Origin of the sequence: Azospirillum sp. 11R-A, assembly GCF_049472615.1 — a bacterium.
Lineage (GTDB): Bacteria > Pseudomonadota > Alphaproteobacteria > Azospirillales > Azospirillaceae > Azospirillum > Azospirillum palustre.
The window spans coordinates 45,515-66,340 of sequence record NZ_JBCEBL010000027.1 but is presented as its reverse complement, the minus strand read 5'-3'; the positions used below and the strand labels follow the sequence as shown (position 1 = coordinate 66,340).

The following is a 20,826-nucleotide window of genomic DNA, read 5'->3' as shown; positions in this document are numbered from 1 at the left end:
GCCCCACCCAGCGGAAGGAGGACGCCCGATGTCCCAAGCCAATCCCCGTTTCTCGCCCGCGGCCCTGCTGCGCGGCTCCCTGGTGCCAGTCCTGGTGATCGCGCTGTGGCAGATCCTGTCCACCTCCGGCCTGATCAATCCGGTGGTGCTGCCGTCGCCGGTGCAGGTGGTCGTGCGCTGGTGGGCCTATCTGCTGCCGACCGAGGCCTACGATCCGGCGCAGTCCAGCTGGATCCTGTGGGCGCTGTCGGGCGAGATGCTGTTCGACGCCTGGTCCAGCCTGTACCGCGTGGTGCTGGGCTTCGCCGTCGGCGCCGGGCTGGCGCTTCCGCTGGGCCTCGCCATGGGCGGAAATCCGCGCATCTATGCGCTGTTCGACCCGCTGATGCAGGTGCTGCGGCCGATCCCGCCCATCGCCTACATCCCGCTGGCGATCCTGTGGTTCGGGCTGGGCAACGCGCCGGCCGTGTTCCTGATCGCCATCGGCGCCTTCTTCCCGGTGCTGATGAACACCATCGCCGGGGTGCGCCATGTCGACGGCATCTATCTGCGCGCCGCCCGCAACCTGGGCGCCGGCAAGCTGACCATGTTCGTCCGCGTCATCCTGCCGGCCGCCACCCCCTACATCCTGGCCGGCGCCCGGATCGGCATCGGCACCGCCTTCATCGTCGTGATCGTGTCGGAGATGATCGCCGTCAACTCCGGCCTCGGCTTCCGCATCCTGGAAGCGCGCGAGTTCATGTGGTCCGACAAGATCATCGCCGGGATGTTCACCATCGGCCTGCTGGGCCTTGCCATCGACATCGGCATGAACCGCCTGAACAACCACCTGCTGCGCTGGCACCGCGGTCTTGAGAATTGATGGGGAGGGGATGGAGATGACGCCCATGCTGAAGACCGTTTCCGACACCATGCCCGTTGCCGACACGGCGCCTGTGCAGATCCAGGTGCGCGGGGTGGAGAAGACCTTCGCCGTTGGGGCGCAGAAGATCGTCGCCTTGCAGAACATCGACCTCGACATCCGCAAGGGCGAGTTCGTCTGCCTGCTGGGGCCCTCGGGCTGCGGCAAGTCCACGCTGCTGAACGCGGTCGCCGGGTTCCAGCCGCCGACGACGGGGACCGTCACCGTCGATGGCCGCATCATCACCGAGCCCGGTCCCGACCGCGGCATGGTGTTCCAGGAATATGCCCTGTTCCCCTGGATGACGGTGGCGCAGAACGTCGCCTTCGGCCTGGAGATCAAGGGGATGTCCAAGGCGGAGATCGCCGAGCGGGTGGAGTGGTTGCTGCAGAAGCTGCACTTGCAGGACTTCCGCAACCGCTTTCCGAAGGATCTGTCGGGCGGCATGCGCCAGCGCGTCGCCATCGCCCGCGTGCTGGCGCTCGACAGCCCGATCCTGCTGATGGACGAGCCGTTCGGCGCGCTCGACGCCCTGACCCGCCGCACGCTTCAGGACGAACTGCTGCGCATCTGGGAGGAGGTCGGCAAGACCATCCTGTTCGTCACCCACTCCATCGAGGAGAGCATCTATCTGGCCGACCGCATCATCGTGATGACCTACCGGCCGGGCACCATCAAGCGCGATGTCGCCGTCGACATGCCGCGCCCGCGCGACGGCTCCGCCCCGGAGTTCAACCGCCTGAAGCGCGAGCTGTCGCAGATGGTGATGGAGGAGCAGCAGCGCTTCAGCCAGGACGAGATCCGCTCCGTCACCGCGGATTGACGGGCGACGGACAGAACGGCAAAGGAAGGGCGCCCCGCCGTGGGCGCCCTTTCTTATGTCAGAGCTTCGCCGCCTCTTCGCTCATGCGCTGGCGCAGCCAGCCATGCGAGGGGGAGCCGGTGTTGCGGCGGTGCCAGATCATCGACATCTCGTAGTCGCCGATGTCGAAGGGCAGCGGGCTGGTGGCGAGGCCGAGCGCGTCGGCGTACAGACGGGCCAGCCGGGCGGGCAGCGAGGTCAGCATCGGCACCTGCATCAGGATCATCGGGATCGCCAGGAACTGGGTGGTCGAGGCGGCGACCCGCCGGCTGGTGCCGAGTGCCGCCAGCTCTTCGTCGATGAAGCTGGTCATCCCGCCGCGCAGCGACGGCATCAGATGCGGATAGCGGGTGTAGTCTTCCAGCCCGATCGGCGGGGTGACCGGCACGAGTTTCGGATTGTACAGACAGACATGGGTTTCCCGGTACAGCACCTGCCCGTCGTGCCAGCGCCGCAGTTCCGGCAGATAGCCGATGGCGAGATCGAGGGTGCCGTCGTCCAGCGCGTTCAGCATGGCGTCGGGGTCGAGGTTGAGCAGCGACACCGACACGCGCAGATTGCCTTCCGCCGCATCGCGCAGGATGCCGGTCAGCAGGACCGCCTGCATGGAATCGGTGGTGGAGATGGTGAAGGTCCGCTCCTCCCGCTGGGGATCGAAATCCTCCTCCGCCGACAGGGCGCGGGCGGCGCCGACCAGCAGGTCGCGCAGGGGTTCGGCCAGACGCTGGGCGCGCGGCGTCGGCTCCATCCGGTTGCCGGTCCGCACGAACAGCGGGTCGCCCACCAGCGTGCGCAGCCGGCCCAGCGCGTGGCTGACCGCCGACTGGCTGACGCCCAGCGCCTCGGCCGCGCGGGATACGTTGCGGGTTTCCAGCAGCGCGTCGAACACCTTGATCAGGTTGAGGTCGAGCGCCGGGTTATGAATTGCTTTCATGACGATATGAACCAAAGCGTTCTAGTTCATTGTGCACTGGACGGTGTATTCTGTCTAGCCAGCGCTGATCCAACAGCCATCAATCAAAAAACCACATTCCGTAGCCAACGCCCACAACCGGGCAGCGGACCTGTCGTCGTCCTCCCTCACATCGTCAGGGCAGGCCGGCGGTTCCGTTCAGGGAGAAAGAGGCAAGAGCCATGGTTCGCATCAACGTCAACGGCGAGGAGCGTCAGGTCGACGTTCCCGAGGACATGCCGCTCCTGTGGGTTCTGCGGGACGAGCTGAACATGACCGGCACCAAGTTCGGCTGCGGCATCGCCCAGTGCGGCGCCTGCACCGTCCATGTCGACGGCACGCCGACCCGCGCCTGCCAGACCCCGGTCGGCATGCTGACGCCGGACAGCAAGGTCACGACCATCGAAGGCGTGAAGGGCAAGGCCGCCCAGGCCGTCCAGGCGGCGTGGCAGAAGCTGGACGTCGTCCAGTGCGGCTATTGCCAGTCGGGCCAGATCATGAGCGCCGTAGCGCTCCTGACCGACAACCAGAACCCGACCGACCAGGACATCGACGCGGCGATGGACGGCAATGTCTGCCGCTGCGCCACCTATGTCCGCATCCGCGCGGCGATCAAGGATGCCGCCCAGACGATGAGGGCCTGATCCATGCTGCATCATCTGATCCGTCAGGCCGCCCAGAATGGGTTCCCGGACTCCGGTTTCGCTCCCGGCCCGCTGCGCGCCCCGTCGCGCCGCGGCTTCCTGAAGGCCATCGGCGCCGGTGCCGGCGTGCTGGTGGTCGGCGCGCATCTGCCGATGCCGGCCTTCGCCGCCGAGGCGGCGCCCAAGATCGTCGGTCCGGCCGACCCGCGTCCGCATGCCTTCATCATCGTGGCGCCGGACAACACGGTCACCGTGCTGGCCAAGCATCTCGACAAGGGCCAGGGCATCGTCACCGGCATCGCCACCATCGCGGCCGAGGAGCTTGACGCCGACTGGTCCCAGGTGCGCGGTGCCTTCGCCCCGGCCGATGCCAAGCTGTACGCCAATCATTTCTTCGGCATCCAGGGCACCGGCGGCTCGACCGCCGTCGCCAACAGCTGGGACGAGCTGCGTATGGCCGGCGCCGCCGCCCGCGCCATGCTGGTCGCCGCGGCATCCGCCCGCTGGAAGGTTCCGGCCGGCGAGGTGACGGTGTCGAAGGGCGTGGTCCGCCATGCCGCCAGCAACCGCAGCGCCACCTTCGGCGAACTGGCGGAGGAGGCGTCCAAGCTTCCGGTGCCGCAGCAGGTCAAGCTGAAGGAGCAGAAGGACTATGTGCTGATCGGCAAGCCGGACCTGCACCGGCTGGACCACATCAGCAAGACCAATGGCACCGCCATCTTCTCGATGGACATCCGCCGCCCCGGTCAGGTGACGGCGGTGCTGGCCCGCAGCCCGCGCTTCGGCGGTACGGTTAGAAGCGTCGACGATGCCGCCGCCCGCAAGGTGCCGGGCGTCATCGACGTGATCAGCCTGCCGGTCGGCGTCGCGGTGGTCGCCAGGAACACATGGGCCGCCATGAAGGGCCGTGAGGCGCTGACGGTCGCCTGGGACGACGCCAAGGCCGAGACCCGCGGCACCGACGCCATGCTGGCCGACTACCGCAAGGCGGCGGAGAAGCCGGGCTCGGTCGCGGCGAACAAGGGCGATGCCGACAAGGCCATCGCCGACGCCAAGGCCACGGGCGGCCATGCGGTGGACGGCGAATTCGTCTTCCCCTATCTCGCCCATGCACCGATGGAGCCGCTGAACGCCGTGGTGGCGCTGAACCCGGAGGGTGGCTGCACCATCTGGGCCGGGTCGCAGTTCCAGACGGTCGAGCAGATGACCGCCGCCCACATCCTGGGCTGCAAGCCGGAGCAGGTGAAGATCGAGACCCAGTGGGCCGGCGGCAGCTTCGGCCGGCGCGCCACCACCAACGCCGATTACATCGCCGAGGCGGTGATGATCGCCAAGGCCTATCCCAAGGCCCCGGTGCATCTGGTCTGGACGCGCGAGGACGACATCAAGGGCGGCCGCTACCGCCCGCTGTTCCTGCACAGGATCACCGCGGCGGTCGACGCCAAGGGTGCGCTCGTCGGCTGGAAGCAGCGCATCGTCGGCCAGAGCTTCATGGCCGGCACGCCGTTCGAGGCGGTGATGGTCAAGAACGGCGTCGACGCGACGATGGTCGAGGGCGCCTCGGACATGGCCTATCCGGTGGCGAACCTCGCGGTCGATGCCCACACCGTCGCCTCGCCGGTCACCACCCTGTGGTGGCGGTCGGTCGGGCACACTCACACGGCTTATGCCAAGGAGGTGATGATCGACCGCCTCGCCAAGGCGGCCGGCAAGGATCCGGTGGCCTTCCGCATGGAGATGCTGAAGGACCATCCGCGTCTGGCCGGCGTGCTGAAGCTGGCGGCCGAGAAGGCCGGCTGGGGCCAGCCTCTGGCGCAGGGCAAGGGCCGCGGCGTCGCCGTTCATGAGAGCTTCAACACCTATGTCGCCCATGTCGCCGATGTGACGGTCGATGCCAAGGGCCAGATCAAGGTGGACCGGATCGTCGTCGCCGTCGATTGCGGCGAGGTCGTCAACCCGGACATCGTCAAGGCCCAGATGGAGGGCGGTGCGGGCTGGGGCATCGGCCATGCGCTGCGCGGCGAGATCACCATGACCGACGGCGTGGTGGATCAGGCCAACTTCGACAGCTATCTGCCGCTGCGGATGTCCGACATGCCGGTGGTCGAGGTCCACATCGTGCCGTCGCACGAGCGGCCGACCGGCGCCGGCGAGCCGGGCGTCCCGACCGTGGCACCGGCGGTGGCGAACGCCGTCTTCTCGGTGACCGGACAGCCGTTGCAGACACTGCCCTTCAGCCGGGGCGGCATCGTCAGCTAAGGCGAGGCTTTGTCCGAGACTGCGACGATCCCGGCCGTCCGTGCGGCGGTTGGGATCGTTTCGACCGGGATCGACTTGGAGCGATGGGCAGGCCAGCCATGGTCGACCAGCGGCTTCACCGCGGGATCCAGCGGCACAGGGCCGGCGGGGACGGGAGTCTCCGTCGGCCCTTTTTTGTGGGGCGCATCGAGATGCAGAAGCCGGGCGAGCTGCCGGGAATGGGCGTCCGTCAAGGGAGACGCGGGAAGCCGCGGTCCCCAAGGGTCTTTCCAGGGTTCTGCCGCGGCGGTCGCAGGCGTCAATACCGTGAGATGGCAGGCCGCTCGCAGAACGCCTCCCGTCAGCAGGACGGCCAGCGCCAGGATTGCCCGATGGCGGCAGCGCAGCCGCAGGGCGATCCTGTCGGTCTGCGGTGAGTGGTCTTCAACGGGACGGGTTCGGTCGGTCGCGCTCATGCGGGGCACAGCATGGCCCAGGCCGGCGTCGGCCTGCCCCGCCTTTCCCGGCGAAATGCCGGGGCAGGGGGAGTGCCCCCCGCGTCCCGCCCTGGCCGGCCGGCATTCTCCGTCCGGACAACAATCCCTACCGCCTCCCCAGGAATTGCAGCGATCTCCGCCGCCGACCAGGGTCAGGCAAGCCGGCGACGCCCGATCTCCGCCCGCAGCTCGCGGAACCAGCGCAGCTTGTCCTCGAAGGGCAGGCGGGCGAGGCCGCTCGGCGACGGCACCACCACATCGACGACGCCGTCGAACAGGCTGCGTTCCTGCACGCCCCAGGGTGCGTCGGGCAGGCCGGTCGCCGCCAGATAGACGCCCTTGCCTGTGTAGGCCAGCACGCGGGGACGGACGAAGCCGACGATCCGCGCCAGCCGCGGCACGCCGCCGCGCAGTTCCGCCCGCGACAGCTCGGCGGCGCTGGCGGTGGCGCGGGCAACGAGGTTGGTGGAGCCGAGGCCGATGGCCGGCAGGGTGACATCCTCCTCCGGCCGGTAGAGGCGCGGCGTCAGCCCGGCCTCATGCAGCAGGCGCCAGAACTGGTTGCCGCGCCCGGCATAGTGATGGCCGAGCGAACCGGAGCGCAGGCCGGGATTGAAGCCGACGAACAGGCAGTCGAGCCCCGGCGCCACGATGTCCGGCAGCGGCCCGGCGGGGGGCGGCAATCCCGGCGGGGCTAGAGTCAGGGCCGGGGCCGGAACATCGTCGAACAGGTCCATGGCAATCGCATCCTCTCCGCAAGGGAGAGGAATATAGGACGCCGTCGCTCCGCTCAAAGCGAGGCGGCCACCGCGGGTGCGGGCGGGCTGCCGCGTTCGTCCTGCAACAGGGCCAGGACGCGGTCGGTCATGCGCAGGGCCAGCGCCACGATGGTCATGGTCGGGTGGTCGGCGCCCATGGTCGGGAAGACGGAGCTGCCGGCGATGTAGAGATTGCCCACGCCATGGACGCGCCCATCGGGATCGACCACGCCATGGCGCGGCGAGTCATGCATGCGGGTGGTGCCCATATGGTGCCAGCACCAGCCGACATCGGCCATCGTCGCCTCGCCTACGTTTTCCTCGGCCGTGTTCTCCGCGCCCTCCACCGTGATCAGGCCGCGGCGCAGCAGATCCTCGCGCAGCAGGCGCTGGGTTTCGGCTGCGCCCCAGCGGTCCTGGGCGGTCAGGCGCCAGTCCACCTTGGGCAGGTTGCGGCCGAACGGGTCGGTGGCGTGGTCCAGCGTCACCCGGCTTTCGGGGTTGGGCACCGGCTCCAGCACCGTTTCCAGGGTGAAGCGGCGGGGCAGCCAGCCCGGATCGATGGTGCTGTCGAACAGCGCATGGGCCAGTTGCGGCATGCTGCGCAGGATGCGCGGGCCGGCGTTGCGCAGCAGGCTCGCCGCCTCGTCCTCCGACACGCCGAAGCGGCGGCAGCGGTGGCGCGACGGCAGGAGCCGCAGATCGCGCATCGCCTTGAAGGCGTCCAGCGCTGCCGAATGGTAGGAGGCGACCAGATATGTGCGGGAGTTGGGCAGCGCGTGGCGTTCCTGGAGATCCTCGGTCGGCGACAGGGCCAGCGCGATCGACGGGTGCGGCCGGCGCAACCGCCGCCGGGCGAGGCACAGGCTGACGTCGTAGAGCGTGCGGTGATGCCCCTGCCGGGTCAGGCGGATCGGCGAGGTCTTGAAGCGCGGGTGATCGGCGAAGTAGCGGCCGACCAGATCGCTGCCGTTGCCCAGACCGGCCGCCTGCACCTTGTTGGACAGCAGCAGGATGCGCGCATTCTCGATGCCGCCGCAGCCCAGCACGAACAGCCGAGCACCGACGGTGAAGCCGGGGCCGTCCAGGGTGCGGACCTGCACCCGTTCCACCGCCGTTGCCGAATGGTTGGTGTCCAGCCCGGTGACGTTGGCGTTCAGGAAGGCGGTGATGTTGGCGGCCCGCCCGATGTCGGCGCGATAGGCCTCGCCCATGCGGATCGGCGGGCTGAGCTGGGCGACGCGGTTCTCGAAGGCGCTGGCGCTGCCGTCCTCGTTCTCCACCGGAATAAGCTCGGTCTTCGGTCCGCGGACCTGCTCCATCCAGTAGTCGTTGTCGTACTCGAAGGGGCCGAGGCCGAGCACGCTGTGCGAGCGCTCGTAATAGGGCATCATCGTGTCGCGCGGGATCGGCCAGCCGCTGCCGGGGATCCAGGGGCGCTCGGCGAAGTCCGTCCGCTCCAGCGGGCGGGAGAAGCCGCCCCAGCAATTGGTGCTGCCGCCGAGATAGCGGCTGCGCGCGGTGGTCAGCCGCTCATAGGGCAGGCCGACGTTGCGGCCGGCGTACAGCGCCTGGGAAATGCCGTCGACCTCCAGCCCGCCGCCCTCCAGCAGGACGACGCTCAAGCTGCCGCCCGCCAGTTCGCGCGCGATGGTCAGGCCGGCGGCACCGCCACCGATCACGCACAGATCGCAGTCGATGTGCGTGCCGTTCAGGACATGGCGGGCGTCACGAAGCAAGCGGGCCTCCGTACTGGGGACATAAGCATACCGGGGTCATAAGCCCCCCTTCTTGCCCCGGACGCGCGGCCTAGACCGAGCACTCATTCGGATATACCCCCGGCGCGTCCCCCTTAGTCCGGACGCTGCAAAAGCGCAGCACCCCGGACGAACCGGACGGCCCTCGACCGGGAGGGAACGACCGCCGCGCCCAACGGTTGAGAAGGTGAAGAGGGGTGCTTCGGCCCGGCCGCAGGTCTGGCCGCCCGGCACCGGAAACCTTGCAATTCCCAATGCAATTCGAGGAGCCGCCGCCATGAAACGCCACCATCTTCTCGCGACCGCCGCCATGCTTCTGGTCTCGGCGCCTGCGCTGTCGCTGGCCCAGACGCCGGCACCGGCCAAGACCGTGACCGAGAAGGGCCAGTTGGCTCAGCAGGACATGACCTTCGCCGAAAAGGCGGCGATCAGCGACATGTTCGAAATCCAGGCGGGTAAGCTGGCGCAGGACCAGGCGAAGGAACAGGGCGTCAAGCAGTTCGGCAGCCAGATGGTATCCGACCACACCAAGACCTCCGACGCCATGAAGACCATGGCTCAGCAGAAGTCGATGACGCTGCCGACAAAGCTCGATTCCGAACACCAGCAGAAGCTGGACAAGCTGCGCGGCCTGAAGGGCGACCAGTTCGATTCCGCCTATCTCCAGGGCCAGACGGACGCCCACCAGACCGCCGTCACCCTGTTCCGCCAGCAGGCGGAGAACGGCAAGGACGCCGATCTGCGGCGCTTCGCCGAGCAGACCTTGCCGACGTTGGAACAGCATCTGCGCCACGTCCGCGACATGCGCCCGGGAGTCGCATCCGCTGCCGGCGGTACCGCCCAGCAGAGCACCAGCTTCGAGAAGATGATGAGCAAGGATGTCTATGGCGAGAACGGCAAGAAGCTGGGGGACGTTGCCGACATCATCCTCGACGCCCAGACCGGCAAGGCCACCCAGGTGATCCTGAACCGCGGCGGCGTGCTGGGCATCGGCGCCAAGCATGTGGCGCTGGACTACAACCTGCTGCGTCCCGACGGCAACCGCTTCGTCGCCCGGCAGGTGACCGAGGATCAGGTCAAGCAGATGGCGGAGTTCAAGTACGACGACACCACCGTCTCGCTGGGCAAGCGCCACGGCACCGGCAGCGGCAGCAGCGCCGACCACAACGCCACCGGCCACAACACGGGCGCGGCCGGCGGCGACGCGGCGCATGGCATCGCCAACAGCCTGGACAGCACCCAGCCGCGCACCCCGCAGCCGAACCAGCAGTGATCCGGTAGCGATTTCCTGAAACCCAGCCGCCCGCCGCCGGGAGTCCATGTCCCGGCGGTCCGGGGTGGCCAACCGATGGAGAACACGCGATGGCGAACGCCAGCAAGAAGCACATGAGCCCGAGCGGGCAGGGCAAGGGCACCGGAACCGGGGCCACCACCGATCTGCCGGCCGGCGCCATCGGCGACAACATGGTGCTGTCGAACCGCGACAAATCCCGTCATTCCGATGCCCGCGGCCTGGACAGCAAAGCCGTTCAGACCGAACAGATGCAGGACCACGCCGCCAACCACAATCCGGGCGACGACCGTCCGAAGGAATGACGGGCAGGACAGTGTGAAGATGTCCGTCGAGCGGGACCGGCCAGTGCCGGTCCCGTTTTTTGTGCCTAGGCCGCCGGAAGCGGGTCGTCAGAACTGCTTCAGCAGCCGGTCGATGTAGTTGCGTTCCTCCTGCGGGCGGCCGTATTGGCCGGAGCGGCGGCGCAGTTCGTCGAGGATTTCACGGGCGCGCTGGAGTTCCGACTGCTCCGGGATCTTCACGTCGTTGGAGTCCTGCATGCCGTAGCCCGACGGGCGGCGGCCAAGCGGGTCGCGGCCCCGGCCCTGGCGTGGCATCTGGCCCTGCTGGCCCATCATCGCCGGCCCGCCCTGGCCCATCATCTGCTGGGCCATCTGCTCGGCCATGCCCTGCATGCCCTGCTGAAGCTGTTCCATCGCCTCGGTCTGCGACGGAACCGCAGCACCGGGGGCACCCTGCTGCAAGGCCTGGGCGGCGTCGCGCATGGCGCGTTCGGCGCGGCCCAGCGGTTGCGGGATTTCGCCGCCCTGCTGTTCGCCCATGCGCCGCATCAGCTCGCCCAGCTGGCGCCGCAGCGCCTCCTGCTGCTCGGCCTGCTTCTGCATGGTCGGGCTTCCCGAATTCTGCTGCTGGCCCTGCTGGTTCCGGCGCTGGTTGGGCTGGCGGCCGCGGGGCTGGTCGCCCTGCTGCCCCTGCTGGTCCATCGACTCCTGCGACTGGCGGAAGCTCTGGTCGAGGAGTTGCTGCTGCTGCTGCGCCAGCTTCTGCAACTGCTGCATCATCTCCCAGGCCTGGTTCTGCTGCTGCTGGCCGTTCTGCTGGTTCATCTGGGCCATGGCGCCGGAGCGCATGTTCTCCAGCATCTGCTGAAGCTGGGACAGCATCTGCCGGGCGGCGTCGCGCGACCCCGTCTGCGCCATCTCGCGCATGCGGTCGAGCATCTGCTGGAGGTCGTTGCGGTCGGTCATCTTGTCCGCCATCTCCGGCGGGACCATCGGGATCTGCTCGCCGCGCTGCATGGCTTCCAGCATCCGCTGCTCCATGGCGTCCATGAACTTGTCGAGCGCCGCCTGCAACTCGTCCATCAGGCGGTTCAGCTCCTCGTCGGAGGCGTTCTTGTCGAGAGCCTCGGACAGCCGCTTTTCGGCGTCGCGCAGGTCCTTCTCGGCCAGCGACAGGCCGCCGTCCTCGATGCGCAGCGCGGTTTCCCACAGAAGCTGCTGGAGGGCGGGGACGGCCTCGGCGCTCTGGTCCAGCATCAGCCGGGCCAGGGCGGTGCGCAGGGACAGGAAGGCGACGATGTCGTTGCCGTAGCTGTCCGGCCGGGCGGAGATCTCCGCCAGCGCGCGGGCGACCTGGACGCGGGACTCCTGCGGGCTGCGGGTCAGGATCTTGCGCTGGTTGACGATGGCGCGGGCGACGGGATGGTTGAAGGTGCGTTCCGGCAGGATGATCGCCGCATCTTCCGAACGGCCGGTCTGGCCGGCGCCGTCGGCCGCGGTCAGCCGCACCGTCACCGGCATGCCGGCCCAGGGATGGGCGGTCAGGTCCTGGAAGGCGGTGCCGCGCGCGTCCTTCGGGCGGACGCCAGGGAGCGACAGCGGAAATTCGAGCACCTGTTCGGTGCCGGCCTTTTCCGGCTTGGGCGCTGTATCGGGTTTCGCCGCGCCGGGGGCAGGGGCGGGCGGCGTCTCCGGGGCGAGACGGATCTGCGCCTTCACCTCGGTCAGGCCGTAATCGTCGCGGGCGGCATAGTCCAGCTTCAACGCGCCGCGTTCGCCGGCGGCGGGCGGGCTGGCGTGGGCGATGATCGGCGCGCGGTCGGGCACCACCTGGATCGGCCAGGAGCCCAGCGTCCGCCCACCCTGGGTGACGGTGATGCGGGTGCCGCCGGTCACCGGCTTCTGCACCTGGAAATTGGTGGAATCCACCGCCTCGAACGGGCCGGTCTGGTCGCCGGCCTCCAGGCTGGGAGTGCCGCTGCCGCCGGTGACGCGGGCCAGCACCAGACTGCCCTGCGGGATGTGGACCGGCTGGTCCGCGGCAGGGGTGCCGGTAGCGGTCTGCTGGGTTGCCGGCTGGGCTCCTGGCTGGGCGGCGGGCTTCGCGGTGGAGCCGGATTTCAGGAAGACCGGTGGCAGGCCGGTGTAGTCGGGCGGGTTGATCCAGAGATCCAGCGTCGCCGCCGCGGTGGCGGTGCCGCCGGAGAATTGCGGGGTCAGTGCGGCGGCGATCCGCGGGCGCCAGTCGCCCCAGGCGGCGGCTCCGGCGACCACCAGCGTCAGGATCACCAGGGCGCGCAGGGCATAGCGGTCGTGCGACGGCACCTCGGTTCCCGGCCACGCCACGCGCAGGACGCGCATGGCGGCGCGCGTGCGTTCCTGATGCAGGCGCCACAGTGCCTGTGCGGTCGGGTCATTGCCGGCCGGGCGGTCGCGCAGGGTGTGCAGCGGACGGTGGGAAAGGCCGCTGTCGCGCTCCAGCCGGCGGCGGGCCTCGTCCTCGACCGGGGCGCGGAAACGCCGGACACCGACGGTGAGCGACCATAGGAAGGCGGCGGCCAGCACCAGCAGGGCCAGCCCATGCAGCCAGCCCGGCAGCAGGATCGGCAGGTTGAGCAAAGCGAGTGCCAGGAAGCCGCCCAGCACCGACAACGGCGCCCACAAGGCCGGCCCCAGCCGTTCCCACAGCAGCGCCGCGCGCGCCTGGGCAAGGCGGAACCGGGGTTCCGTCACGCCGTCCGCCGGGTCCGCGTTTTGCCCTCGCTCAACCCCGGGCTCGCCGCGCCGCTCGTTCTGCTTCATGCCGCCCCCTTCGCGCCGTAAGGCAGCCGGTCCGGCGGGTCGACTGCCGCGGACCGGTGATGCTTCTCGCGAACCAATCATATAGGCGCCGCCGGCGGCTTTTGCCCGCCGGTTCGTTCACCTCAAATCGATGGTACAGCCCATCATCGCGGGATGGCGAAACTATGACGCGCGGCGGTCGGCCGAAATTTCGAGGCCTGACTGCGCTCAGTCGCCGTCGCCGGCCGGCAGCGGCTTGGTCACGGTGGTGCGGCGCCGGGTTTCGCGGTGCAGGATGTAGAGGCCGCTCGCCATCACCACGGCGGCCCCGGCGGCCATGGTCGCGGTCGGCACCTCGCCCCACATGAACCAGCCGAAGATGACCGCCAGCAGCAGCGAGGTGTAGTTCAGCGGCGCCACCACGGCCGCCGGCGCCAGCGAATAGGCGCGGGTCAGCATCAGCTGGCCGCAGCCGCCGAACAGGCCGGTCACCAGCAGCAGAAGCCAGTCCATCGGGTCCGGCGTGACCCAGGAGAAGGGCAGCGACAGCCCGAGCAGGACGGTGGTCAGCAGGGTGAAGTAGAAGACGATGGTGTCCGGCCGCTCCGTCCGGCTCAACTGGCGGATGGCGATCATCGCCAGCGCGTTGGTCAGCGCGCCGCACAGCGCGATGATGGCGCCCAGGTTCAGCACGTCGCCGCTCGGCCGCACGATGATCAGCACGCCGGCGAAGCCGACCAGAACGGCGCTCCAGCGATGGATGCCGACCTTCTCGCTCAGCAGCGGCACCGACAGGGCGGTGAGGAACAGGGGGGCTGCGAAGTTCAGCGCGATGGCGTCGCCCAGCGGCAGCAGGTGGAAGGACCAGAACATGGCGACCATGGTGGTCAGTCCGATCAGCGACCGCCCCATATGGCCCCAGGGATAGCGGGTGCGCAGCGTGGTGGCGAATCCGGTGCCGAGATGGATCGACAGGCAGACCGGGATCAGCGCGAACAGGCTGCGGAAGAACATCACTTCGGTCACCGGGAAGCGGTCCATCAGGAGCTTCGCCAGGACGTTCATCAGCGAGAAGAACAGCACCGACATCAGCATCGAGGCGATGCCGCGGGGCGTGTCGTCGACGCGCTTGTGCGTGAGGGGGGTGGATTGAGGCGGGACTGTCACGGTGCGCCGAGCCTACCAAGCGTTGCCGCCCGCGTCACGGTGTCGCGACACGGGCGGTCATGCCGGTGGGGAATGGCGGTGTTGCGTAAACCCGCTTCAGTTGTCCGTCAGGACTGGGCCTTGAACAGGCCGGAGACTTCCGCCTCGGCGCGCAGCCAGTGCTCCTGCTCGCGGCCTTCGGGACGGCCGTCCTCTTCCCAGATCTGATAGGCGCGCTCCTGGATCATGCGGTTGCGGTGGCCGCTCAGCAGCCCCTCGGCGATGTTCATGTTCAGACGGGCGAGCGAGACCAGCTTGGCCGTCTCGATGGCGCCCTGGGTCGCCAGCATGGTGGTGGACACGACATACTGCGCCAGATTGCGCAGGTTGGCCTTCACCTCCGGCTCCACCGGGCAGTCGCTGTTCAGCAGGACCGTCTTGATGGCGATCCACAGCTTCAGATTCTGGTCCAGCGTGACGGTCACCTTGTCCGGCGAGTCCGATTCCAGAAGGGCGCCGGCCGCCTGCAGCAGGACGATGCTGTCCTGTTCCACCGACGCGAAGTTGGTGCGCAGGATGGTGTCGGCCCAGCTTTCCACCGGAGCCTCGAACACCGGCGCGGCGGCGGCAGGAGCGGTTGCGGGAGCGGCGGTGGAGGCGGTCTTGCGCTTGGTGGCCATGGTGGGTTCCCCAGGGAGCGTTCGGTCCGCGTCCACTTGAGCCAACCATGTTTAAAATGCGGTTAAGACGCTACCGTTGCGCGCGCTTTCACCGCACCGGACGCCGCGGCACGATGTCCCGGCCCTGTCCCGGCCTTGTTCGGGCGGTCACGGGCCGCCGAAAGGCAGGCGATAGTAAAAGCCGAAGACGTTGTTGGTGCCGGCTGCCGGATCGCCCGCCGCGGCGTCGTTGACGATGCGGCTGTAGCCCAGGCTGAAGCGCGACTTGTTGTCGAACTCATAGCCCAATTCCAGCTGCGAACGGAATTCGGTGGTGGGGGCGCCTTCGCGCCGGGCGGTGGGCAGGGTGCCGGCGCCGACGCTGGGGGTGAAGACGAAGGAGCCGAGCGGCACGTCGACCAGCACGCCGCCGCTCAGGCCCCCGGAAAGGCCGCCGGAAAGACTGGTCACGGCGCTGCGCGGGGTCAGGCTGCTGCCGGTGGCCGGTCCGATCCAGGGCTGGATGTTGACATAGGGTTCGATCTGCGGGACCAGCGAGGATCCGATCCGCACCTTGCTGTTCAGGACGGTGAGGTTGCTTTCCGGCGGCGGCTGCAGGCTGTAGGCGAGGCCGCCCAGCGCCCAGTTGCCGAACCGGCCGTCGGCGTCGATCGACTCCGCCCGCGCAACCCCGCCCCCCGTCAGGGCGAGCCCGAGCAGGCTGGCGGCCAGGACGGCCGGCAGGCGGTTCCTCTGGTGGCTGCTGCGCAGGCGTTTCACGAGCACCCCCTCCCCATGGCCCTATTCACGGCAAATCGGGTCGGACCATGAGGTCCGGCCACTATAACGAAGGGGCGTGGCACCTGACCCATGGTGTATCGGCACTACCCCTAGGATGTCGTCATCGCCATCTGCGTTTCAACCATGAAAGCAGGAGCGGGGCAGGATCATGGTCTGTTATTCTATCGTCATGACCGCGCATCCTGCCGAACCGTCTGCCGGCCGGTGTTCCGCCGCCGGGCAGCAAGAGGAGGTGATCGCCTTTCTCGGCGATCCGCACACCCATGGCGGGCTGGCGGTCGAGCGGATCGACACCCACGCGGCATCGGTGTTCCTGACGGGGGACAGGGCGCTGAAGCTGAAGCGGGCGGTGCGTTATCCCTATCTCGATTACTCGACGGTCGGGAAGCGCCACGCCGCCTGCGCCGAGGAACTGGCGATCAACCGCCGCACCGCGCCGGCACTTTACCGCGGCGTGGTCGCCATCCGCCGCGGGGACGATGGCCGGCTGTGGCTGGACGAGAGCGGGGGTGCAGGCGGAGCCATCGACTGGCTGGTGTCGATGGCGCGCTTTCCGGACGAGGCGCTGTTCGACCGCATGGCGGAGCGGCAGGCGCTGACCCCCGCCCTGATGCGCCGTCTGGCCGAGCGGATCGCCGCCTTCCACCGCGAGGCCGCTCCCCGGCCGGATGGCGGCGGGGTGGAGGCGATGCGGGAGGTGGCCGACGGCAATGTCGCGGATCTGCGGGCCGCTCCGGACCTGTTCCCCGCAACGATGGTGGATCTGCTGGCGGAGCGCACCGGCGATGCGCTCGACCGGCTGGCGCCGGTGCTGGAGGAGCGGCGGCGGGCGGGGTTCGTCCGCCACGGGCATGGCGACCTGCATCTGCGCAACATCGTCCTGCTGGATGGCGAGCCGACCCTGTTCGACGCCATCGAGTTCGACGAGTCGCTGGCGGTCGCCGATGTCTTCTACGATCTTGCCTTCCTGCTGATGGACCTGGATCACCGCGGGCTGCGGCCGCTGGGCAATGCCGTGCTGAACCGCTATCTGGAAGAGACGGGCGATTACGCCGGGCTGGCGGCACTGCCGCTGTTCCTGTCGCTGCGGGCGGCGGTGCGGGCCAAGGTGTCGGCCGCGGCATTGCGGCTGGAGGGGGCGGCGGACGAGGCTTTGGCCGGGGAGGCACGGCGCTATCTGGAGCAGGCGCTTGCCGTGCTCGACCCGGTGCCGGCGCGGCTGGTCGCGGTCGGCGGGCTGTCCGGCAGCGGCAAGACGCGGCTGGCCCAGGAGGTCGCGCCGGAGTTGGGACCGCCGCCCGGTGCGGTGGTCCTGCGCAGCGACGTGCTGCGCAAGCGGCTGTGCGGGGTGGCCGACAGCGACCGGCTGCCGGCCGAGGGTTATGGCCCGGCCATGACGGAGCGGGTCTATGGCGAGCTTTACCGGCGGGCTGCGGCGGTGCTGGCCGCCGGTCAGGCCGTGGTGGTCGATGCGGTCAGCGCCCGGCCCGACGAGCGCAACCGGATCGCGGCGGTCGCCGCCGGGGCCGGGGTCCGCTTCGACGGCATCTGGCTGGAGGCACCGCTGACGGAGCGGGTGGAGCGTGTGACCAATCGTCGCAACGATGCCTCCGACGCCACCGCCGAGGTGGTGGAACGGCAGGAATCCTACGATCTGGGGAGCATCGGCTGGGCGCGCCTGGATTCTGGCAGGGTTGCGTCGGATGTGCTGGACGACGCCCGTGCAAGCTTGGCCTAATTCGAGGTGAGACAACGCGTTAAGGGCCATATCTTTAAAGGTTGGCGGCCTCCGCCCCGGGCCGCGGACCGCAGCGACGACGGGGCAAATGACGGCAAGGGTGAGAATCGCCCGCCACACCGGCGGGTGGGCCGCCGCCGTCCGGGAAGGGCCGCTCGAACCGGTCCGGGAGGAGTCCATGACCTACAAGACCATCCTTGTGCCGCTGTGCGGCAGTGACAACGATCCGGTCGCCCTGAAGGGCGCGGTGGCGGTGGCGCGGGACTTCGACGCCCACCTCGTCGGCCTGTTCGTCCGCCTCGACCCGCGCGATGCCGTGCCGATGCTGGGCGAGGGCATGTCCGGCGCCATGGTGGACGAGATCATGCGCGCGGCGGAGACGGAGTCGAACAACCATCGCGCCGCCGCCCGCCGCCATTTCGACACCGCGGTCGCCGAGGCCGGGTTCGAGATCCGCGACGTCCCCGGCGGGGTCGAGGCGCCGTCCGCCTCCTGGCGCGAGGTGATCGGCCGGATCGAGGACGTCGTGCCGGCGGAAGGCCGCCTGTCCGACCTGATCGTCTGCGCCCACACCTCCATCGAAGCCGACACGCAGGGCTACACCACCATGGAAACGGCGCTGCTGGGCTCCGCCCGGCCGGTGCTGCTGGTGCCGAAGACCCTGCCGGCGGAAATCGGCCACACCGTCGCCGTCGCCTGGAACGGCAAGACGGAGGCGACGCGCGCCGTCGCCGCGGCTCTGCCCTTCCTGCGCAGCGCCGACCGCACCCATGTGCTGACCGCCGAAACTTCGGTTACCGAGGGCGCGACAGGACGTCGCATTGCCCAATATCTCGCTTGGCAAGGGGTTAACCCGGAGTTAACTGTATTGCATCCGGGATCGGAACCCGTTGGGGAGACGGTCACCAAGAAAGCCGTTGAGCTGGGCGCCGACCTGCTTGTCATGGGCGGCTATGGCCACAGCCGGATGCGGGAAATGATCCTGGGCGGTGTCACGCGCTACGTGCTGAACCACGCCGGGCTGCCGGTTCTGATGGCTCACTGATTTTTGCCGGTCTCCGGCCGCGCGGTTTCCCCGTCGCCCACTGTTGGCGGGGGCCCGTGCGGCTCCGGCATTTGCAGGGATGCCGTTTAAAGCAGGACCGTTCTACGACCCTGCCAGCAGGGCAGTCCGGCCGTTCCCGGGAGGAACGCGCCATGTTGACGATCAAGGACTGCATCGCGCTGAGCGATCTCACCGAAGCCGAGATCGACGCGATTGCCGAACACGAACATGTTCCGGAAATGGTCGCCGTGGAGATGGGGCATTGCCTTGCCCACTGCCCCGGCGGGGCCGACCGCATCGCCCACATCATCGCCGACGACATCGCGGAAGCCTGCGCCCATGGGCAGGTCGCCCATGCGGTGGATCTGATGCACACCCTGCGCGAATTCGTGGAAACGCACCCGCGCGGGTAAAGGTGTAAGGCCATGCCGAAAGGGACGCGGCCGGGAACAGTCCGGCCGCGACGGGGTTCTACTGGCAACCGTTCACCATGTTCCCAGAACGATTGCCCTCAACGATTGCCCCCAATTGCCAAGGACCCCGACGATGGCCAGCAAGACCACCGGTACCCAGGCCGACATCTTCGCCCGCATCAAGACCGACCACGACACCATCCGCGGCCTTCTGGACAAGACCGAGAAGGCCAACGGCAGCGGCCGCGCCGTGTTCGAGGAACTGCAGCGCGAGCTGTGGGCCCATTCGAAGGTGGAGGAGGGTGTCTTCTACGCCTCTCTGAAGAAGGTGAAGGAAGCGAAGTCGGAAACCGTCGAGGGGCTGAACGAGCATCACCTCATCAACGGCCTGCTGGACGAGCTGAACGCGATGAAGACCACCGACAGCGGCTGGAAGGAAAAGCTCCAGGTGCTGGGCGAACTGGTCCGCCACCACCTGGACGAGGAGGAGGAGGAACTGTTCGAGGAGGCCAAGGAGGCCCTGGACGACGACCGCGCCGCCGAGCTGGGCAGCGCCTATGCCGAGCGCAAGACGCACATCATGGCCGGTCTGGCGCCGCTGTAAGCCGGTTGGCTCCGCCCTTTCCCGTCCGGGGAGAGGGCGGAGTCCGTTCGGTTGCCGTCGGCCGGCAAAGGGGCCATATCAGGGGCCTCTTTGAATTGGCCGGCGGTGTCGATGTCCAGGCGTGCAAGCTCCAACTGTGCAAACATCGGGCGGGTGTTTTCCCGGCGAGGGATGCGGTTCGGCCGTGCCGCGCTGGCGGCGCTCGCCCTTGGAATGTCCGCCCTGATGACTCCCGCAACCGCCGCGCCGGCTCAGCCGGCGAAGGAACTGGCGCAGAAGACCTGCGGCACGCTGGCCGCGCGCGTCGACGAGGTGTCCGGGCGCGGGCCGCTGTTCCTGCGCAGCTACGACAATTCCTATGCGCCCGGCCCGACTTCGGAGCCGGCGCTGTCCAATGCCGCCTTCACCTACGACAACGCGCTGGCGATCATGGCGCTGACGGCTTGCGGCCAGCGCGACAAGGCGTTGCGTATCGGCGAGGCGCTGCTCGACGCGGTGTCGCTCGACCGTGCCGGCTGGAAGGGGCGGCTGCGCAACACCTATCGGGCCGGTGCGCAGAAGCAGCGGCCGATCCCGCCCAACGGCTGGTGGGATGCCGTCGGCAACCATTGGGGCGAGGACCCCTATCAGGTCGGCACCGCCACCGGGAATGTCGCCTGGGCCGGTCTGGCCCTGCTGACGTTGGCCGACGCCACCGGCGAAAAGCGCTTCCGCGACGGTGCGGTCGAACTGGCGCGCTGGGCGGTGGAGCACACCCGCGACCCGCGCGGTCCCGGCGGCTTCAACGGCGGCGTCCAGGGCTTCGACGACGCGCCGCAGCCGCTGACCTGGAAATCGACGGAGCACAACACCGATCTGGTCGCGCTGTTCGCCTGGCTCGGCAAGAGTTCCGCAGACAGTAGTTCCAGAGACAGTTCGGGCGATGATTTCGCCGGACCGGAGCGCGAGGCGCGTGCCTTCCTCGACACGCTGTGGACGGCGGGCGGCGACCATTTCCCCATCGGCACCGCGCCGGACGGGGTGACGGTCAGCACCTCGACCTCCGGCCTCGATGCGCAGCTCTGGCCGCTGCTGCTGCCGAAGGCGCCGGAGGCGTGGCGGGCAGCACTCGCCTATGCGGAGCGCGCCCATGGCGCCGACGGCGGGTTCGACTTCAACGACGACCGCGACGGCATGTGGGTGGAGGGCACGGCGCAGGCGGCGCTCGCCTACCGCAGTGTCGGCCGCCGCGGCGATGCCGACCGGCTGTTCGGCGAGATTCTGAAGGAAGTCAGCCCCGGCGGCTATCTCTACGCCACCCGGCCGCAGGTGCTGTCCACCGGGCTCGCCATCGGGCCGGACAGCAAGACCGACGATTTCCTCTACTATCGCCGGCCCCATCTGGGCGCCACTGCCTGGGCGGCGCTGGCGGCGCTGGGCTGGAATCCGTTCACGGGGAAGAGTGTGCCGTAACCG

The 20,826-nt window shown here is 68.9% G+C and carries 19 protein-coding genes; 11 read left to right on the top strand and 8 right to left on the bottom strand.

Annotated features, from left to right (window positions below):
- Positions 1-28: 28 nt before the first annotated feature.
- Both VH569_RS27735 and VH569_RS27730 read left to right on the top strand, forming a co-directional pair.
- The gene (locus VH569_RS27735) at positions 29-862 is read left to right on the top strand and encodes an ABC transporter permease (RefSeq protein WP_423319621.1); all 834 of its coding nucleotides are present in this window, start codon (positions 29-31) and stop codon (positions 860-862) included.
- Positions 863-887: 25 nt separating this feature from the next.
- On the top strand, positions 888-1,724 hold the full coding sequence (locus VH569_RS27730) for an ABC transporter ATP-binding protein (RefSeq protein ID WP_423319619.1): 837 nt from the start codon (positions 888-890) through the stop codon (positions 1,722-1,724).
- Between the two features lie 58 nt (positions 1,725-1,782).
- Here the strand turns inward: VH569_RS27730 and VH569_RS27725 are convergent, their stop codons facing one another.
- Entirely contained in the window at positions 1,783-2,697 is a 915-nt protein-coding gene (locus VH569_RS27725) for a LysR family transcriptional regulator (protein ID WP_423319617.1), read from the bottom strand.
- 200 nt (positions 2,698-2,897) lie between these two features.
- Between VH569_RS27725 and VH569_RS27720 the strand changes: the two genes are divergently transcribed.
- Both VH569_RS27720 and VH569_RS27715 read left to right on the top strand, forming a co-directional pair.
- Entirely contained in the window at positions 2,898-3,359 is a 462-nt protein-coding gene (locus VH569_RS27720) for a (2Fe-2S)-binding protein (RefSeq protein ID WP_109049456.1), read from the top strand.
- A gap of 3 nt (positions 3,360-3,362) precedes the next feature.
- Complete coding sequence (locus VH569_RS27715; protein WP_423319614.1) at positions 3,363-5,618, top strand: molybdopterin cofactor-binding domain-containing protein; 2,256 nt, start codon at positions 3,363-3,365, stop codon at positions 5,616-5,618.
- Here VH569_RS27715 and VH569_RS27710 read toward each other — a convergent pair.
- The 3 genes from VH569_RS27710 to VH569_RS27700 form a co-directional block, all read right to left on the bottom strand.
- Positions 5,615-6,073, bottom strand: a complete 459-nt coding sequence (locus VH569_RS27710; protein ID WP_423319613.1) for a hypothetical protein — start codon at positions 6,071-6,073, stop codon at positions 5,615-5,617. The genes VH569_RS27715 and VH569_RS27710 overlap by 4 nt on opposite strands.
- A 173-nt stretch (positions 6,074-6,246) precedes the next feature.
- Positions 6,247-6,831, bottom strand: a complete 585-nt coding sequence (locus VH569_RS27705) for a mismatch-specific DNA-glycosylase (RefSeq protein ID WP_423319612.1) — start codon at positions 6,829-6,831, stop codon at positions 6,247-6,249.
- A 53-nt stretch (positions 6,832-6,884) separates the two neighbouring features.
- Positions 6,885-8,591: an FAD-dependent oxidoreductase gene (locus tag VH569_RS27700; RefSeq protein WP_423319610.1), complete on the bottom strand. Its 1,707-nt coding sequence runs from the start codon at positions 8,589-8,591 to the stop codon at positions 6,885-6,887.
- A 295-nt stretch (positions 8,592-8,886) separates the two neighbouring features.
- On the opposite strand from VH569_RS27700, the gene VH569_RS27695 reads away from it, so the two are divergent.
- Positions 8,887-9,882, top strand: coding sequence for a DUF4142 domain-containing protein (locus VH569_RS27695; protein WP_423319608.1), 996 nt, complete (start codon positions 8,887-8,889; stop codon positions 9,880-9,882).
- A gap of 89 nt (positions 9,883-9,971) precedes the next feature.
- Complete coding sequence (locus VH569_RS27690; RefSeq protein ID WP_423319606.1) at positions 9,972-10,205, top strand: hypothetical protein; 234 nt, start codon at positions 9,972-9,974, stop codon at positions 10,203-10,205.
- A gap of 87 nt (positions 10,206-10,292) precedes the next feature.
- Here VH569_RS27690 and VH569_RS27685 read toward each other — a convergent pair whose 3' ends face one another.
- From VH569_RS27685 to VH569_RS27670, 4 genes are all read right to left on the bottom strand, one after another.
- Complete coding sequence (locus VH569_RS27685) at positions 10,293-12,917, bottom strand: TIGR02302 family protein (protein WP_423319604.1); 2,625 nt, start codon at positions 12,915-12,917, stop codon at positions 10,293-10,295.
- Positions 12,918-13,193: 276 nt separating this feature from the next.
- Positions 13,194-14,132 (bottom strand): DMT family transporter, encoded by a 939-nt coding sequence (locus tag VH569_RS27680; RefSeq protein WP_109049463.1) that lies wholly within the window; start codon positions 14,130-14,132, stop codon positions 13,194-13,196.
- 107 nt (positions 14,133-14,239) lie between these two features.
- Positions 14,240-14,791 (bottom strand): DUF2934 domain-containing protein, encoded by a 552-nt coding sequence (locus tag VH569_RS27675; RefSeq protein WP_423319602.1) that lies wholly within the window; start codon positions 14,789-14,791, stop codon positions 14,240-14,242.
- 147 nt (positions 14,792-14,938) lie between these two features.
- Positions 14,939-15,550, bottom strand: a complete 612-nt coding sequence (locus VH569_RS27670) for a hypothetical protein (protein ID WP_423319600.1) — start codon at positions 15,548-15,550, stop codon at positions 14,939-14,941.
- Positions 15,551-15,719: 169 nt separating this feature from the next.
- On the opposite strand from VH569_RS27670, the gene VH569_RS27665 reads away from it, so the two are divergent.
- The 5 genes from VH569_RS27665 (at position 15,720) to VH569_RS27645 (ending at position 20,823) form a co-directional block, all read left to right on the top strand.
- Positions 15,720-17,309, top strand: a complete 1,590-nt coding sequence (locus VH569_RS27665; RefSeq protein ID WP_423319599.1) for an AAA family ATPase — start codon at positions 15,720-15,722, stop codon at positions 17,307-17,309.
- Positions 17,310-17,487: 178 nt separating this feature from the next.
- Positions 17,488-18,354 (top strand): universal stress protein, encoded by an 867-nt coding sequence (locus tag VH569_RS27660; RefSeq protein ID WP_109049466.1) that lies wholly within the window; start codon positions 17,488-17,490, stop codon positions 18,352-18,354.
- 152 nt (positions 18,355-18,506) lie between these two features.
- Complete coding sequence (locus tag VH569_RS27655) at positions 18,507-18,767, top strand: hypothetical protein (RefSeq protein WP_109049467.1); 261 nt, start codon at positions 18,507-18,509, stop codon at positions 18,765-18,767.
- Positions 18,768-18,900: 133 nt separating this feature from the next.
- Entirely contained in the window at positions 18,901-19,371 is a 471-nt protein-coding gene (locus VH569_RS27650) for a hemerythrin domain-containing protein (RefSeq protein WP_423319596.1), read from the top strand.
- Between the two features lie 225 nt (positions 19,372-19,596).
- Positions 19,597-20,823, top strand: a complete 1,227-nt coding sequence (locus VH569_RS27645; RefSeq protein WP_423319594.1) for a hypothetical protein — start codon at positions 19,597-19,599, stop codon at positions 20,821-20,823.
- The last annotated feature ends 3 nt before the right edge of the window (positions 20,824-20,826 follow it).